Source organism: Janthinobacterium sp. 64 (assembly GCF_002813325.1).
Classification (GTDB): domain Bacteria; phylum Pseudomonadota; class Gammaproteobacteria; order Burkholderiales; family Burkholderiaceae_D; genus Janthinobacterium.
This window is the reverse complement of record NZ_PHUG01000001.1, coordinates 2,704,568-2,721,263: the sequence shown is the minus strand read 5'-3', so window position 1 is coordinate 2,721,263 and position 16,696 is coordinate 2,704,568. Positions and strand designations below refer to the sequence as shown.

Below are 16,696 nucleotides of genomic sequence, written 5' to 3'. Positions count from 1 at the left end.
TTACATTCCTAGTCAGCCAACTGCTCGCGGTTCGCCAACCACCATTGCCGCCCCAGTGCAATCATGCAGCCGAGGAAGAGTCCAAGCAAGGCGCTCGCCATGAGGGCTGTGGATAGGCGGGTGGTACGATTTTCGGGCAAACTCGGGCCGGCGATGAAGCGGCTTTGTTCCAGATACAGATTGATAGAGTTTTGATTGTCGACTGTAACTTTGTTGTACACCTCTTTGACCAGTTCGTCATTCAAGTCTTTGGTTTTGAATGCATGTTCCTTGCTGGCTTCCAGTGCGCGTAGCACCGCCTCGCCTGACTTGTTGGCGTCGAGTGTCGCTTTGGCGATATCGTAGTAATCACGTAACAACAGATATTGTTGCTGTTCCCGCTTCGCTTGGTAGATGACTTCTTGCGCCGTACTGGCTTCGACCTCGGCAGTCATCAGTTGCGTCACTGGCGATAGGTAGCGCGAGTTTTCATCCGTCACGGTGACGACTTGCGATGTGTTTTGCACGTCGGTCTTCGGGTAGCGGGCGACGATCTGTTTGAGATCGTTGATGCGCCTGCTATATTCCGCCAGTTTTTGCTTGCTGCCAATGATGTCATTATCAAGTTTGGTGATTTTTGCGGTAATTTCCAGATGCTTGAAGCGCAGCGAATCCGTATAGATCAGGTAAACAATCGTGTCCATGGTGTAACGGCCCAGCAGGGCGACGATGCGTTGCGCCTCTTCCGGGGTCTGGGCCTCGTAGTTGATGCGCAAACCGATCACATTATTGCTGCTTTCCTTGGGTTGCTCCATCAAGTCCTTGGCATCGAGTTTGGTGAACGGGAAAATTGGCACGACGATGGCATTCAAGTTTTTTTCGCTGGTGATGTTCTTGCGCAGACCAGCGATGCCGGGAGTATTGTCGAGTTTGGCTGCATGCACAAAGTCATCGAAGCGGCCGCGACTGCCAAATGCTGCTGAGTAGCGCTTGTAGTCACTGAGCTGAATGCCGGCAGGGGGTTCTTTAAGGTCTTTTGTTTTCGCTGTTTTTTCTGCCGGCAAGGGAATGGCGCCACCAAATTGCAGAAACCCCTCACTCTTGTACTTGGCTAAATACAGTGTGCTACCCAACCCCAGTGCGATACAGGTCACGGTGATTCCAATGATCATGCGGCGCGTGTGCCACAGTATGCTCATAAGATCGGTCAAGGAACCCAGATTTTCGTTTTGCTCTGTGTCTTGCTGGGGAAGGTCTTCCTGCTTTTTCATGTGATTTCTCAAATTATGTGTGGATGAATAATATGCAAAGAGGAGAGGATGCCGCCACTTTTTGGCTGGCAGTCGAGCATCTCGTCCGGGCTTCCTGCGTCCTCAGGGCTGTACCAGCGCCTTGTTCCTTTCGGACCAGATCAAATCTTCAATGCCGCATTGTGGCGCATATTCCTTCACCGCCTTCAGTAGTACCATGCGCACATCTTCATATGAGAAACGCTGGCAAGCATCGTCGAGTTCGCGTAGCAGTAGCTGCAATTCGGCGTGCGGTATTTCAGATTCCTGTGCGCGCATGATCAGCGGGTGCTCGGTGCCTTCGACATTGTCGCCGATGAGTAGTTCTTCGTATAGCTTCTCGCCGGGCCGCAGGCCGACATGGACGATTTCGATGCCGTCCGGGGCCGACTTGCTCTTTACTTCCAGGCCGCTCAGATGCACCATGCGTTCGGCCAGATCCAGAATCTTCACGGGCTCACCCATGTCAAGTACGAAGACGTCTCCACCTTCCCCCATTGCGCCAGCCTGTAGCACCAATTGCGCCGCCTCAGGAATGGTCATGAAATAACGTGTGATTTCGGGATGCGTCAGGGTAATGGGGCCACCCGCCATGATTTGTTTGCGGAAGAGTGGCACGACCGAGCCGGATGAGCCCAGTACGTTGCCAAAGCGCACCATGCAAAAGCGGGTTTTCGTTTGTTTGCGCGCAAAACCTTGCAAAATCAATTCCGCCAGGCGTTTGGTTGCGCCCATGACATTGGTGGGACGCACGGCCTTGTCCGTTGAAATGAGAACAAAGCAACCGACGCCGGCTGCCATCGCTGCCTTGGCAAGGCTTAACGTACCAAAGACATTGTTATTGACGCCTTCAATGGGGTTATGTTCAACCAGTGGCACATGCTTATAGGCTGCGGCGTGGTAGACCGTTTCGACGGCAAACGTACGCATGACGCGGGTGCATTTCTCTGTATCGAGCACGGAGCCGAGAAAGGGCATCAATTCAATGTGCAGATCGTGCGCTGACATGAGTGATCGCAGCTCTTGCTTGATCGAATACAAGGCAAATTCTGTCATGTCCAGCAGGATTAAGTGACTCGGCTGCAGGCGGATGATCTGGCGGCATAGTTCCGAACCGATGGAGCCGCCGGCCCCCGTGACCATGACCGATTTGCCAGTAATACAGCTGGCCAGAAGGTGGCGGTTTGGCGTTACCTGATCGCGTCCTAGCAAATCCTCGATTTCGATGTCGCGCACGTCCTGTGCGCGCAATTCGCCACTCACGAGGCTGCCGATTGGCGGTGTCACCTTGATTTTGACTTTATGGACGGCCAATTTTTCCAAGATGAGTTTTTGCTGGCCTTTGGCAAGCGAAGGCATGGCCAGCAACACCTCTGAGAAATCCATTTTGGCGATCAAGGCATCCAGTTCGCTGGCTGGATAGACTTTGATACCCGCGATGGTCGCACCTTCCATCTCTTTTTTGTCGTCGATAAAAGCCACAGGCAGATAGTCGTGGCCTGCCCGTAATGCGGTGGCCAGCTGGGTACCAGCCTTGCCTCCGCCATAGATGGCCACGCGTACCGGGGCCCGTTCTGCATTGGCATGCAACAAGAAGCCGCGCGCGACGAAGCGACTTGCCACCATATACATGATGGCACTGACCCAGTAGATGCCAAAGACGCCTCGTGAGAGGCCGCTCATATGTGTGAGGATGGCAGCGGAAGCCACGAGTAGTGCAACGGAGATCGACACGCCGAGGATTACCACGTAGACAATCTTTTGATCGATGAAGCGGATGACGGCGCGATATAAGCCTAGTCGCACGAACACGGGCAAGGAAACGACCGGTACCAATAGAATTAGCCAATAATATTGCTTTAATATCACCATATCCACGACATCGTAACGAAGGAGGATAGCGGTAGAAAAAATTAGCGGCAACATCAAAAAATCTGCTGATGCCGCTATGATTTGCTTATGGAAACGCGAAAGATCAAGAAAGGATTTCATTTGTATGCTTCATATAATTGTCATCCCTAGCAACGCGATACGGAATTAAAATTTGCCATATTACTCTCCGTAGGTAGGCAAGAGTTTTTTAGAATCAATGTGTTACATTATCTTTGCGAATGACTTTAATAAAAGTTAATATTATAATTTCAATATCGAATGCCAAGGAGCTCCGCTGAAGATATTCCACGTCAAGCTTGACCTTCTCCGGAATCGGCAGTTCATCCCGGCCGTTGATTTGAGCCCATCCGGTCAGTCCCGGCAAGATCTGATCGACTCCATATTGTGTGCGTAACGCGATCAGATCCTGTTGATTAAAGAGCGCCGGTCGCGGACCGACAAAACTCATGTCGCCGCACAGGATGCTCCACAATTGTGGTAACTCATCAAGACTCGATTTGCGCAAAAATGAACCGATCGGCGTCAGGTAACGCCTTGGATCTGACAATAAATGTGTCGCTACGGCAGGTGTGCCAACCAACATGGTGCGAAACTTAGGCATGCGAAAGATGCGATTGTTGCGACCGACGCGATCCGACCAGTAAACTATTGGCCCGGTTGATGTCATCTTGACCAGCAAGGCGACAATGGTGATTGGTACCAGCAAAATACAAAGGGCAAGAAGCGCCAATAAAAAATCAAATATTTTTTTCATTCAATGTCGATTAAAAATTCATTGATACATTAACGGCGAAATGGCGCAACAGTTTTTTCGAGCGCTGCCTGCATGGTTGACACCGGCTTCCAGGAAAGTGTCTGCATGGTATGTCTGACGTCGACCTGAAGAGAGCCCAGCAGCCTGTCGGCGGCAGCCGATTTCCCTATCAGGCGAGCGCCTGCGGCCAACCATGCCGCTGGCATAGGCAACAGCAAGCTGCGCTGTCGCATGGCGCAGGCAAGCCTGCGCAGCAACTCCGTAATGCCTACATCTTCATTGTCTGAAACCATAAATACCTGCCCGGAAGCGGCAGAGTGGCTGCAACATAGAATCAGTAAATCGACTAGATTATCTAGCGCGACCATACTGCGTCGATTGTTTATGGCTCCCAGAGGTAAAGGCAATCCCAGTCTGACCAGTTTCATCAGGCTGTGAAAATTCGCGCGGACGCCTGGTCCGTAGACAAGGGGGGGGCGCACAATCACCAATTCCAGCCCGGACTCCCGAGCCAATGCCTGCAGAGCCACTTCCGCTTCCAGCTTGGAGTGGCCATATGGGTCGCAAGGTGCTGGGGAATCGAAGGCGGTGAAAGGCTTGTCAGTGGTTTCTTCACCATTGACTTTTACACTGCTAACGAAGACGAACCGCTTGACCCCGGCATTCAATGCCTGTCTGGCCAGGTTTATGGTGGCATCGACATTAACTCGTCGAAATTCCGCCAAGGGATCGCTGGAAACGTCATGCATGATATGGACGCGGGCGGCGAGATGTACCACGCAAGTGCAGCCAGCCAGCGCAGCCGACCAGTCGGTGCTCGCGTCCAACTCGCCTACGGCAATGGCCTGAATAGCGCGGGCATCCTTGCGCACCGTTGCCGTGTAGGCGATACCGCGCTCTGCCAGCGTGGCACATAGCGCGCTGCCGACAAAACCATTCGCTCCAGTTACGAGAATCTTTGTCATCTTAAAAACGATTTTTCATTGCTGGTGCCAGTCATTTCGTTGGTTGAAATTATTTCGACCAGACGTTGGTATTAATATAGTCAATATAACTGCTGACTACACGCAAAACTTGCTTCGAGACGAACGGATTTTCATAATCAGCTACTGGCAATACGGCCGGGGTATTGCGGTTGTATTGACTGGTAATAATTTCGACGGCTTCAAGTACACGTTCGGATTTTAATCCAGACATAATCAAGGTGCCGACATCCATTCCTTCTGGTCGTTCATGCGTATTGCGGATTGTAATTGCCGACAAATTCAGTAGCGAGGTTTCTTCCGTAATCGTTCCACTATCGGACAATACGCAAAAAGCTGCCATTTGCAATTTAATATAGTCGACAAAACCGAAAGGTTTGGAGAAAATAATACGTTTATCCAGGTTATCGATGCCAATCTCTTGCAAGCGCTTCATGGTGCGAGGATGGGTTGAGAACAGTACCGGGTAATCATATTTTTCAGCCAATGCCTCAAGTGTGGCCAGCAGATCACGCAGCGCTTCCGGCGAGTCGACATTTTCTTCACGATGCGCGCTGATCAGGAAGAATTTACCTTCCTGCAGATTTTGACGCGTCAGGACATCCGAGCGTTCAATCTTTGGCATGTAAAAATCAAGCACTTCACGCATATGCGAACCTGTCTTGATAATGGTTTCTGGACGAATGCCTTCCGCGACCAGATAACGGCGCGCATGCTCCGTCAATACCATGTTAATGTCGGACAAATGATCTAATACTTTACGATTCAATTCTTCAGGGACGCGCTGGTCAAAACAGCGATTCCCGGCTTCCATATGAAAGACCGGAATTTTCCGACGTTTGGCGGCAATGATCGCCAGGCATGAATTAGTATCGCCATACAGCATCAGGGCATCCGGCTTTTCCTTTTCAAACACGGCATCGGCCTTTACCAGTACCTGGGCAATGGTTTCGGCTGCGGTGCTACCCGCAGCGTCAAGGAAGTAATCCGGCTTGCGGATTTCCAAGTCATCAAAAAAAACTTGGTTCAATTCGTAGTCATAATTCTGGCCGGTATGCACAAGAATATGCTGGGTATGTTTTTCCAGTTCAGCAATCACGCGGCTCATTTTGATTAATTCCGGCCGCGTGCCTACGATCGTCATAATTTTACGCATCGAGTTGTTCTTTCACAAAGTCCAGCGTCAGCAGAATCTCTTTTACTTGTGCAACCGTCAGGCGTTCGGTATTGTGCGAGGTATAGTCGTCGATTTCCGAGATCTTGGTTTCACCTTCGACAAAATATTTGTCATAGTTCAAGTCACGATTATCTGCAGGGACGCGATAGTATCGGCCCATATCTTCGGCTTTTGCCATTTCTTCGCGCGAAACCAGAGACTCGTACAATTTTTCGCCATGGCGGGTACCAATTACGCGAATTTCATTATCCTTTGTAAACAGTTCCTTCAGCGCGATCGCCAGGTCGCCTACCGTCGATGCGGGGGCTTTCTGAATGAAAATATCGCCTTGTTCTCCGTGTTCGAAGGCATGCAAAACGAGATCGACCGAATCATCAAGCGACATCAGGAAACGCGTCATGTTGGGGTCGGTGATCGTGATCGCTTTGCCGTCTTTCAATTGATTGATAAACAGTGGAATGACCGAACCGCGCGAAGCCATCACGTTACCGTAACGGGTGGCGCAGATGACCGTCTCGCCAACACTGCGCACGCGTGCCTTGGCAACCATCAATTTTTCCATCAGTGCCTTGGAAATCCCCATGGCATTTATCGGATACACGGCCTTGTCGGTACTCAGCACGACTACGCGCGATACATTGTTGGCGACTGCTGAATTGAGCACATTCTCGGTACCCAATACATTTGTGCGCACCGCTTCCATCGGGTAGAACTCGCACGATGGAACCTGTTTTAGCGCTGCCGCGTGAAACAGGTAATCGACGCCTTTCATTGCCTCATTCAAGCTTTCGGGATTGCGCACATCGCCAATGTAAAACTTCAGTTTCGGATTGTTTAGCGCGATGCGCATGTCTTCTTGTTTTTTTTCATCGCGGCTGAAAATACGGATCTCAGACACGTCGGTCGACAGAAAGCGTTTCAGGACTGCGTTGCCGAACGAGCCAGTGCCGCCGGTGATCATCAAGACTTTATTTGCAAACATTTTGTTTTCCTTCTTACTTAAAATTAGCCATTTTTTCAACCAGCTCAGGCCATGCCGGAGCAATATAACCTGTTGCCTTACAGAAGCGATCTGCATTCAGCGACCGATCGATCTTCAGCTTTTCGTCGGCAACGATTGCAATATCTTTTTTATACTTTTTCTTGACCAGTGTGAGCAGATCGAATTTATTAATCGGCTGCGAAGCAACGTGATACAAACCATGTAACTGTGGTTGCGGCAACACGATATCGCGGATGACATGGGCCAGTTCGACGGTGGGCAAGCCTGAGAAAATCGCTTGCGTGTAGCCTTTGACCGATCCTTGTTGAGTCAGGAACCAGCCGACCAATCCATTGGCGCTGTTTAATTCGTGGCCAATGATCGAGGTGCGCAGCGTGATGCAGTGTTCGTAATTGACCTCGCCGAGATACTTGGAGCGTCCATACAGATCGGTTGCATCTGAAGCGTCGGTCTCGGTGTAACCGCCACGCGTACCGGCGAAGACGCAATCAGTACTGACATGCACCAAGCGCGCACCGGCAATGGCGCACAGGCGGGCGAGGCGGTGTGGCAACAGGGAATTGATGGGGATGGCCTGCAACGGATCGTTGGATTCGGCCAATTGTTTGACCAAACCGATGCAATTGATCACGACATCGGGCTGCACCTTGGCAAACAACAAGGCCAGTGAGTCGGCGTTGTCCACATCCGTGCCAACTACAATACGTTCAGCCAGAGCCGGCGGGAAGGCATTCCGTACGGAAGCGCTACGTGCCGAGCCAAAAACCTGGTAACGGCTGTCGTCGGAAAAATAGCGCAATACGGTATTGCCCAGCATTCCTGACACTCCAAGCACCAAAACTTTCATAAGTTATCCCTTTACTCTCAATTTGTTTATTTGAAAAAACTATTGTCTCGTACTATGTAGTACTTGTTGGATCCATTAGCTGTTGAAAATGATCAATCAAAGTTTTTGTCAGCATATCCCGGTCAAAATGGCTGCGGAAATAACGCAAGCCATTTTGTCCCAGTGCATTGCGCTGCTCGACAGATAAGGCCGCAAGTTGGCGGATGGCCATGGCCAGTGCATGAGCATCCTCGGCTTTGCAGCTGACGCCAGCGTTGGCCTGTTGCACGATCCGCGCACCTTCTCCGTTCAAGCAAGCGACGACCGGGCGCGCCATGGCCAGGTATACCTGGACTTTGCTTGGGATAGTTTGCGCAAAAATTGGTTCATCCTTCAATGTTACCAGCAGCGCTCCGGCATGCTTTAAGATTGACGGCATTGATGCAAGGGGATAACGGCCAGTTAATTGCACATTTTCCAGGCCTAACTCGGCAATTTTCTGCTCGATCCAGCTAACCCGACTACCGTCGCCGACTAGCACAAAACGGATTTCCGGCATATCTTTTAGTAAGGCAGCTGCCTCGACGATGGTTTCTACCGACTGGGCCGTGCCCAGATTGCCTGCGAAAACCACGCTAAAGCCTTCCTCAAGGCCCGGAATGGGGCAATGAGCCGATGTTTCCTGCTGTGGAGCGACAAATACATCGTCTGCAGTATTCGGGTGGTAGGCAATTTTCCCGCGATCGGCTAAGGCCGCAACCGGCTCGATAAATGCTTCTGACTGAACCAACAACAGATCTGCGCGTGCATAAATCCAACGTACCATTAACCTTACCAACGCCAGCACGGTACGGTTACGTATAAAACCTGTAGCTTCGAGGCTTTCTGGCCAGAGATCCTGTACCAGGATAACCAGTTTGGCACCCTTTATCCATTTCAGAAAAATAGCGGGGAGGGCCTGCAAAATGGGCGATACGGCATACACCACGATCACATCTACATGCCTGCCGCGCAGCGCGAAAGGACCGAGCGCCGAGCCACTCAGGACGAATGATACATAATTCCATACCAGGCGCAATGCCGATCCGACACCACGCGGAGCCAATGGCACCCGGTGTATGGTGGCGCCCTCCCAATTCTGCACGGAGAATCCATTGGCACGGTAGCCATCAAAAGTCTTGCCCGTAGGATAGTTAGGCTGCCCGGTCAACACATCGACTTTCTGCCTATGGCCGATCAAGGCGCGCACCAGATCATTGATGCGGAAATTCTCGGGCCAGAAATACTGGCTGACGATTAGGATATTCAAATTGTTGCTTTCATTATTGACTCTTCACTCAGGCTGACTGGGCCCGAGAAAATAGCGCAAAGCTGTCGTTAACCAGCGTGCTTTGCGATGCGACGTAGGCGCTGGCATAGGCGCTGACACTTGCCTGGTAAGTGTCAAAACCGGCCTGGTTCAGTCCAATCAGAGTTTGCAGGGTTTGCACGAACAAGTCTGGCCGCGCAAGTGGAATGTCGAACCCGATCTGTTTTTGCTGCAGTTGGCGCCATGGGGTCTGGTCACTGATCAATACAGGCCGCCCTGCCAAGAGACTTTCTATGATGACATAGCCAAAATTTTCTCCCAGCGTGGGAAAAAACAGAAAATGATACTCGGGAATGACCTCCTTGATGCGTGCATGCGGAAGTTCACCGCAGTACTTGACGGTGACATTGGAAGGCATGCTGGCAATCAAGGCGCAGCACTCGTTCCAATGGCGTACATCTTCGATGGGGCCATATATATCCATCCTGACTTGCCCATTGTCGAGGTTGGACAGCGTCCGCAGCGCAATATCGAGTCCCTTCTTGCTGGAAATACGCGATAAGAAGATAAGTCGTAACTGGCCTGGTTCTTTTTCCAACGGGGTAATTTGAGACTGTACCGCAGGGGGCAGCAATTCGCGGGCGATGTGTACGCTCGCTTGCGCAAATTGTTTCAGGATGTCCGCCTGTTCCAACTCTGTCGACGCATGCCACAACACATCCCGGTGCAGGCCCAGCAGTTTCGCCAGGCCGACAAATGCCCTTTTTTTCCAGCGTTTCAGATTGAAGGCGCCAGGTGAGAATTCACCTCGAGGTGCCAGAATAAATGGCCGTTTAGAACTTGCCGAGAAACGCCGTGCCAGCAAAGGGATGATCGAAAAATAGGTGCTGAAAAAACTATTGGCGTAAATGGCATCCCACTGTGGTAGCGCTACTTCAGCCGTGATACTGGCACGGTAAGGTCGCTGGGTGGCAGACATGTATTTTATCCAGATGCCATCACGCATAATCCAGGTGTTCGTGGCGATGCCTGGATAGCTTGTTCCATCTGCATCATGGTCGCGACACAAGATATAAAAATCGAAGTATTCCTTCAGATTCTCGACTATGTATTCGACAGCCTTGATCTGTCCCCCACCCTTATAGCCAGGCAAGTACCAATCGACCAGTATTAATATTTTCTTTTTCACTTGTAATCTTTTCGTTCAAATCTTGGGCAATCTGGGTATTTTTTTCTGCCGCTTGAGGATTTGCATTTTTCGTATTTTTTTTATTTCCTTCATCAATGGTCCGGTGAATAGGAGCCATAAAAATAAAGTCAATAGAAATCCCATGCAGGATTCACCATTCTGCATCAGTTGATTATTTGCTGGGAAATATAGCAACATGATGGTCAAATAAGTAAATAGCAGGATGGAGAGTTTATCGGTGTATAAGATTGCATATATCCATGACATGGCAAGATAGCGGCCAATAAAGAACACGATCAACAAAGTGCCAGCGAAACCTACATCCGACGCGATCCACGTATAGATCGAATGCCACAGTGTCAGTTCACCCCACCCTTCTGCCGCTTCCAGCCTGGCCGGATAGGTATGTGTTCCTAATTCCACCATGCCAGTTAGCGAAGTCGCTGCTCTTGAGAGAAATATCGAATTGCCGACACCGAAGGTGCTTTCAAAATCGAGCAGCATGGCACGTGACAGTGCATAGTAGCCCTGGCACAAATAGCGCAAAAGTGACTCTACATAGATTTGATATTGCTCCGGCATTGCGTATGTCATCCAATTATCGGGATCGGGCTCTATGAAGATCGGTGGACCAAACGTTCTACCGCTTGCGACACCGCCAGAGCGCTGGGTTTGCCCATAGCCGAAGAAGATAAAGGCACCAAACATCGCCGTTAGGCTAGCCAACGCCAGTATTGTTTTTTGTTTCTTGTTCAGTATTAAATGCCTGGAGGCGATAGCCAGTGCCATAAGCCAGGGAACCAACAGCACCGTATCGACGATGGTTTTGTTGGTTCCCATGGAAATATACATGGAAATATTAAATAAAATGATGAAGGCGCAGCACAGTTTTTCGTTTGTGGTGCGTTTTTGCCAAGTTGCCACTACAAAGGGAAAGCTTAATGCCAGTAAGGGTGCCAATATAATTCGGATATACTCGATGATCACCCATGGGCCGCCGGAGAAGCTTCTTTCCACTGCATTTTGATATGCTTCGCCAGGGGCTGCCAAACCGAACATGATATTGGGCAAAAAGGTACCTGTGCGCGAAAATGAACTCGGCAGCAACATGACCAGATTCAGGATTAATGAAATCCTCAACCAATCGATTTTTGACTTGCTGGTCACTAGTCGGGAACGCAAAGCCTTTTTGTGGCCGGAGTAATATCCCAAAGCGAGCAAAATGTGAGAGGCAGTCAGAAAGCTGTATAGTTCAACAGGATTGCTGATCGGCCACGGCCACGGTCCAAAAGCAAATAAAAATACCGAGATATTCAGATAGATCTGAAAGAATATAATAGGCAACCAAAGGCCCCGGGGCTTTTGGTTTGCAGGTCTGTTAGCGCCCATATTTAAATCTTTGTCTTTGGCAACAAGGATTGCAGACCCCAGATTAGCCGGCGCAGCGGTTTACTGATGCTGGTTCGCAACAGGCTGAGTATCGTGCGCAAAGAATGGTGACGGGGATAGCGGGCGATGGCTTCGCGGTACTTTTTGTAGCCGCCAGTCACATCGCCGCTGCGCAGGTGCGAACGGGCGATGACCAGCAAGGCATGCGAATATGCTTCATCTTTGCGAGTAATGAGGCACTGTGCTAAGTCCTTGCGCGCATAGAAATCGTCCATTACTCGCAGATATTCCATTGCGATCTCCGGCCGCTTTTCATAGAAAGAAATGGATTTCGGATGCATGCGATAGCCCGCCAGTGGTTCTTCGAGCATTTTGAAGCCGCCATTGAGGCCCACCCGCATCCAGAACTCGCGATCAGGTGCCAGTTTCAGATCAGGCCGCCAGCCACCCGCTTTCAGGTAGGAAGCTTTACGAAACAATGCGCCGGGACCAATAAAGCATTCTTGCTCAACAACGAGATTTTCATGATCGAACTGACGGCATACATTCTTTTTTATGATAATCGATGCCGGATCAATCAGGTGGCAATCTGGATAGACCACGGCAATGCTGGCATCAGCTTGTAATGCAGCTACCAGCTTGGTAATTGCCCCAGGATACAAAATATCATCAGCGCTCAGGTAACCGAAAATTTCTCCTCGGGCCATATCCCATCCCTTATTCAAGGTACTGGCTTGCCCCATGTTCTGCTGACTTTCAATATAAAATTCACCTTGGTGTTTTTGCAATATTTCCTTGGTGTTATCCGTCGAACCGTCGTCCAGCACGATATATTCGATATGCGGATAGTCTTGTGCCAGCACGCTTGCAATAGTTTCCTCAAGAAACTCAGCCTGATTGTAGGCGGGAGTCACGATAGTAACCAATGGATTGTCTTTAAAGATCATGCTTGCCACCGAAATCAGAAGAAATTTTGCCAAGGACGTATTGTCGTTCGTTTTTTGTTGCTATACAAAGCCATATGTAAGCAAACATTACAGATATGCAGCATGCATATAGCAATGTTCGTGTCAGGAGGCCGTCGACAAGCACTGGCAAGTACGATAAAAGTATGAGGATGCCCACGCCGCAGAGCCGTAGTGGGTGATCAATGACCTCGCGCATGTTGATGATGTTCGCGGCTTGAAAAAACATGATGAAAGCATCGATCAGCATCCGTGCCAGCCATGCTCCCACCGCCCCCACCAAGCCGTAACGCGAGGTGGCCAACCACAGGATGAGAATGAAAAATGGGAACTGCACCAGATGGATCATGGCAGTGACCCTGACTTTCCCTGCACCTTGGATCAAAGTGAAGGGGATGTGCGCCATGCAGTTGATCATGATGCCCAGCGAGAAAACTTGCAGTAAAAAGTAGCTTTTTTCAGCAAACTCGGGATTGATCCACAGCCGCAAGAAATCTTGGGCAAAAATGCCAAAAAACAACGTTGACGGATAGATAGCCAAAAATAACATCAGTAGCGCTTTTCTGAAAAGCGTAGGGGATTCCTTGCCGTGCGCAAATAATTCGCCTGTAAAGCGAGGGAAGAGTACTGCCGTCAACGCCCCAGGAATGATCCATAATTTGGAGATGACTTCGAATGGCGTGACATAGTAGGCCACAGCAGCGGCGGAAATGGTTGCCCCAATGAGGAAGCGGTCCATGTAGCCCATCAATGGGCTGATGACATTGCTGACGGTCATCCATCCGCCTGAGCTGATCAAGCCTCTGATCAACTCCCTGCGATAGCGCCGGTCATTGAGCATGCCGGGCAGTGAGCGTGTGGCATAGTAGACATGGGCCAGACACGCGACGATACGTCCGACGGTAAGCGCAACGGTAACCGCGATCAGGTCATTTTTGTACCATAGCACCACCGCCAGCGGGCCGAGAAAGGTGAACATTCCCATAGGTAAACGTATCATGTTAATGATGCCGAACGCCCCTCTCGCTTCCAAAATACCGCGCAAACCGGAGGTCAATACAATAAATGGCATCGCCATTGCCATGACCTTGACGGAACCAGAAATTTCCTTGGTATTTACGCCGCCAGCCATATGGGCTGCACCCCAGTCAGCTCCGAGCCACATGAGCATGCCGGCAAACGAGCCCAGCGCGGACATGATCAGCAGGCTGGTATAAATCAGCGAGGGAAGATCCGCGTCGCGCTTGTCTGCTATTAGTTGCGATATTTGCAATGTCAGTGCGCGTCCCAAGCCCAAGTCGAATAATCCGAAATAGCTGACCACAGCCCAGATGAGCGTCAACATGCCAAAACGTTCGTCGCCGAGCAGATGGATCAGGGCTGGCATCGATCCGATAGCGACCAGCATCGGTAAGCCAAGTCCGAGCAAGTTGTACAAAGTGTTGCGGATAAGCATGTAATGAATCTTTAGGTTGAGATGCATGGCGGGGGCGTCTCAGATGACATACCATACCAGCGGAAAATGTTTTGGTTCAAGCCAACTAGCGCAGCTACTCTGGCGTAGTGAACCCTTGGCCTAGCCAAGTATGGCGAAAGGACTGGGAGAGTGATGTTTTCTTAAATGCAATTAATTAACGTAAAATCACTATCAAAATCTAATGCCTTTAAGGTAACCCCTTAGTATAGCGGGTTTGAACGCGATCGTCCAAGTAAGAGCTGACGCGCGAATGACTATCGGTATCGGTAAAGTACTTTTGTCAGTTTTGCATGATATTGATATTCTGCAATAGCAGTTTTCTTGAAGAATGGGATAAGAATGGACCGAAGAGTTAGCTTGTTGCGTATCGTTGCGTGTTTTATGGTGATTTTATTGCATGTTTCAGCAGAGAATTTTCATGCTTTCGGAGAAAAGTGGTGGGCAGCCAATTTCTATGACTCACTGACGCGTGCATGCGTACCGATATTTTTTATGATTAGCGGCGCCAATCTATTATCGAAGGATGAGGCCCTTGGCACTTTTTTTCGTAAGCGCTTCTTAAAAATTATCCCACCATTAATATTTTGGTCATGTTTTTTCCTATGGTGGCTAGCGTATAACGGTGTAATTATTGGTAACTGGGATGCGTGGGTGGTGAAAATTATGAGTGGCCAGACAATGTTTCACCTGTGGTACTTGTATGCCCTCGTTGGTCTGTACGCCGTAGTGCCAGTATTACGCAAGTTTTACCAGCATAGCAGCAGGCAAGAGCATCTGGCGTTCATCTTGCTCTGGTTCGCGGTCGCTTCGATCTACCCAACCATCATGGCGCTGATGAATGATACGCAATGCGGAAGCTTACAGTTGGGGTTGCTTGCTACACAGTATCATTTGACATACTTTGGCGGATATATTGGCTATTTGTTGCTTGGTGCTTATATCGCCGATAGCCGCGGTAGCCTCATGGCAGGGTTGACCATTTTTGCCAGTTGCTCAGCCGCCACTATGGCCGTTACTTATTTGTGGTCACAACACCTGGGTGGGCCTTGTGAATTTTTCTATATTTACCTGTCGCCCCTGGTCGTAGGGGCCGCCTATGGCTTATACACTGCCTTTATGGGGATGAAACCAGGCGTGCCGTCGCGCTGGGTAATGGCCATATCCGACTGTACCTTGGGAATTTATTGTATACACATCTTTATGATTGACCCCATTTTCAAGGCGCGCGCTATTTCAGCGACGATAGGGAATCCATGGGTCACTTCTCTGACTACTTCTATTTGCGTGTTCGCCGCGTCGTTCGTGCTTATTTATATACTGCGACTGATTAAACCTTTACGATATATTACGTAAAAGAATTGATCGCTTGGTAGGTAGGAGTTTCGCCTGAAAAACGCAAGAATGGATCGAGTCTGGTTTTTAAGAAACGGTCTGCGGTACCAGGCAAGTGCTGTCCTACCTTCTGCGCCCGGTATTAGAGTCTATGCTTGCCGTAGCAATGCGGGCAAGACACCTCATACACGTATTCCGGCGCCAGCTGCTGGCGCGGCGTGACGACGGCGCGGCAGACGAAACATTGCACGGTTTCCGTCGGTTCCAGTTTCGGGTTCAGGGCCGTGCGGTAGTCGAACACGAAACAGTCGCCCGTGTAGTGCTCGCCGCCCACTTCCTCGAAATACTTCAGGATGCCGCCGTCGAGCTGGTACACGCTGTCGTAGCCGATTTCCTTCATGTGGATGGCGGCCTTTTCGCAGCGGATGCCGCCCGTGCAGAAGGTGACGACGGTCTTGCCTTCCAGTTCTTCCTTGTGCGCTGCGGCAACGGCCGGGAATTCCGTAAACTTGTCGATACGGTAATCGAGCGTGTTGTTGAACGTACCCACGTCCACTTCGAAGGCATTGCGCGTTTCCATCATCACCACGGGTTTGCCCGCGTCGTCGACGCCGGCGTCGAGCCAGCGCTTGAGCGTGTGCGCATCGACGGACGGGGCGCGGCCCAGTTCCGGCTTGATCAGCGGCATGCGCATGGTGATGATTTCTTTTTTCAGCTTGACCAGCATGCGCTTGTGCGATTGCTCGTTCGACAAGCTTTCCTTCCATTCCAGATCGGCCAGACGCTCGTCGCTGCGGACCCAGGCGAGGAAGCTGTCGATATGCTCACGCGTGCCGGACAGGAACATATTGATGCCTTCCGGTGTCAGCAGGATGGTGCCCTTCAGTTCCAGCGCCAGGCATTGCTCCTGATACAGGGGACGCATGGCTTCCGTATCGTCGAGCGTGATGAATTTATACGCGGCGATATTGACAAACGTGACGGCCAGCGGGTTGACGGCGGCGGAAACGGCGGGTGTTGCTGGGGTGATGGCTTGCATGATGGCGATCGGCTTAGACTGAACAGCCGATATTATAAGCCCGACGGGCCAGGCCGGATACCCGGTCCGCACGCGCGACGCGGTAGAATACA

14 protein-coding genes are annotated in these 16,696 nt (G+C 50.5%); 1 reads left to right on the top strand and 13 read right to left on the bottom strand.

Annotated elements, in window-relative coordinates:
* Positions 1 to 8: 8 nt before the first annotated feature.
* The 12 genes from CLU91_RS11930 to CLU91_RS11875 all read right to left on the bottom strand — a co-directional run bounded on the left by CLU91_RS11930 (position 9) and on the right by CLU91_RS11875 (position 14,239).
* Positions 9 to 1,250 (bottom strand): lipopolysaccharide biosynthesis protein, encoded by a 1,242-nt coding sequence (locus tag CLU91_RS11930; RefSeq protein ID WP_100874332.1) that lies wholly within the window; start codon positions 1,248 to 1,250, stop codon positions 9 to 11.
* A 102-nt stretch (positions 1,251 to 1,352) separates the two neighbouring features.
* Positions 1,353 to 3,260, bottom strand: a complete 1,908-nt coding sequence (locus CLU91_RS11925; protein WP_100874331.1) for a polysaccharide biosynthesis protein — start codon at positions 3,258 to 3,260, stop codon at positions 1,353 to 1,355.
* A 94-nt stretch (positions 3,261 to 3,354) separates the two neighbouring features.
* Positions 3,355 to 3,915, bottom strand: coding sequence for a sugar transferase (locus tag CLU91_RS11920; RefSeq protein WP_100874330.1), 561 nt, complete (start codon positions 3,913 to 3,915; stop codon positions 3,355 to 3,357).
* Positions 3,916 to 3,944: 29 nt separating this feature from the next.
* Positions 3,945 to 4,880, bottom strand: coding sequence for a UDP-glucose 4-epimerase family protein (locus CLU91_RS11915; protein WP_100874329.1), 936 nt, complete (start codon positions 4,878 to 4,880; stop codon positions 3,945 to 3,947).
* 49 nt (positions 4,881 to 4,929) lie between these two features.
* On the bottom strand, positions 4,930 to 6,054 hold the full coding sequence (gene wecB / locus CLU91_RS11910; protein ID WP_100874328.1) for a non-hydrolyzing UDP-N-acetylglucosamine 2-epimerase: 1,125 nt from the start codon (positions 6,052 to 6,054) through the stop codon (positions 4,930 to 4,932).
* Positions 6,047 to 7,057, bottom strand: coding sequence for a polysaccharide biosynthesis protein (locus CLU91_RS11905; RefSeq protein WP_100874327.1), 1,011 nt, complete (start codon positions 7,055 to 7,057; stop codon positions 6,047 to 6,049). The genes wecB and CLU91_RS11905 overlap by 8 nt, the downstream gene beginning before the upstream one ends.
* 13 nt (positions 7,058 to 7,070) lie before the next feature.
* Positions 7,071 to 7,925, bottom strand: a complete 855-nt coding sequence (locus CLU91_RS11900) for a dTDP-4-dehydrorhamnose reductase family protein (protein ID WP_100874326.1) — start codon at positions 7,923 to 7,925, stop codon at positions 7,071 to 7,073.
* Positions 7,926 to 7,977: 52 nt separating this feature from the next.
* On the bottom strand, positions 7,978 to 9,213 hold the full coding sequence (locus CLU91_RS11895) for a glycosyltransferase family 4 protein (RefSeq protein ID WP_100874325.1): 1,236 nt from the start codon (positions 9,211 to 9,213) through the stop codon (positions 7,978 to 7,980).
* Positions 9,214 to 9,241: 28 nt separating this feature from the next.
* On the bottom strand, positions 9,242 to 10,402 hold the full coding sequence (locus CLU91_RS11890; protein WP_100874324.1) for a glycosyltransferase family 4 protein: 1,161 nt from the start codon (positions 10,400 to 10,402) through the stop codon (positions 9,242 to 9,244).
* A 15-nt stretch (positions 10,403 to 10,417) separates the two neighbouring features.
* On the bottom strand, positions 10,418 to 11,791 hold the full coding sequence (locus CLU91_RS11885; RefSeq protein ID WP_100874323.1) for a hypothetical protein: 1,374 nt from the start codon (positions 11,789 to 11,791) through the stop codon (positions 10,418 to 10,420).
* A gap of 2 nt (positions 11,792 to 11,793) precedes the next feature.
* Positions 11,794 to 12,738, bottom strand: coding sequence for a glycosyltransferase family 2 protein (locus CLU91_RS11880; protein WP_100874322.1), 945 nt, complete (start codon positions 12,736 to 12,738; stop codon positions 11,794 to 11,796).
* The gene (locus tag CLU91_RS11875; RefSeq protein ID WP_100874321.1) at positions 12,728 to 14,239 is read right to left on the bottom strand and encodes a flippase; all 1,512 of its coding nucleotides are present in this window, start codon (positions 14,237 to 14,239) and stop codon (positions 12,728 to 12,730) included. The genes CLU91_RS11880 and CLU91_RS11875 overlap by 11 nt, the downstream gene beginning before the upstream one ends.
* 351 nt (positions 14,240 to 14,590) lie before the next feature.
* On the opposite strand from CLU91_RS11875, the gene CLU91_RS11870 reads away from it, so the two are divergent.
* A complete protein-coding gene (locus CLU91_RS11870) occupies positions 14,591 to 15,586 on the top strand; it encodes an acyltransferase (RefSeq protein ID WP_157814682.1) in 996 nt (331 codons plus the stop codon).
* Between the two features lie 121 nt (positions 15,587 to 15,707).
* Here the strand turns inward: CLU91_RS11870 and CLU91_RS11865 are convergent, their stop codons facing one another.
* A complete protein-coding gene (locus CLU91_RS11865; protein ID WP_232730717.1) occupies positions 15,708 to 16,604 on the bottom strand; it encodes a sulfurtransferase in 897 nt (298 codons plus the stop codon).
* Between the last annotated feature and the right edge of the window lie 92 nt (positions 16,605 to 16,696).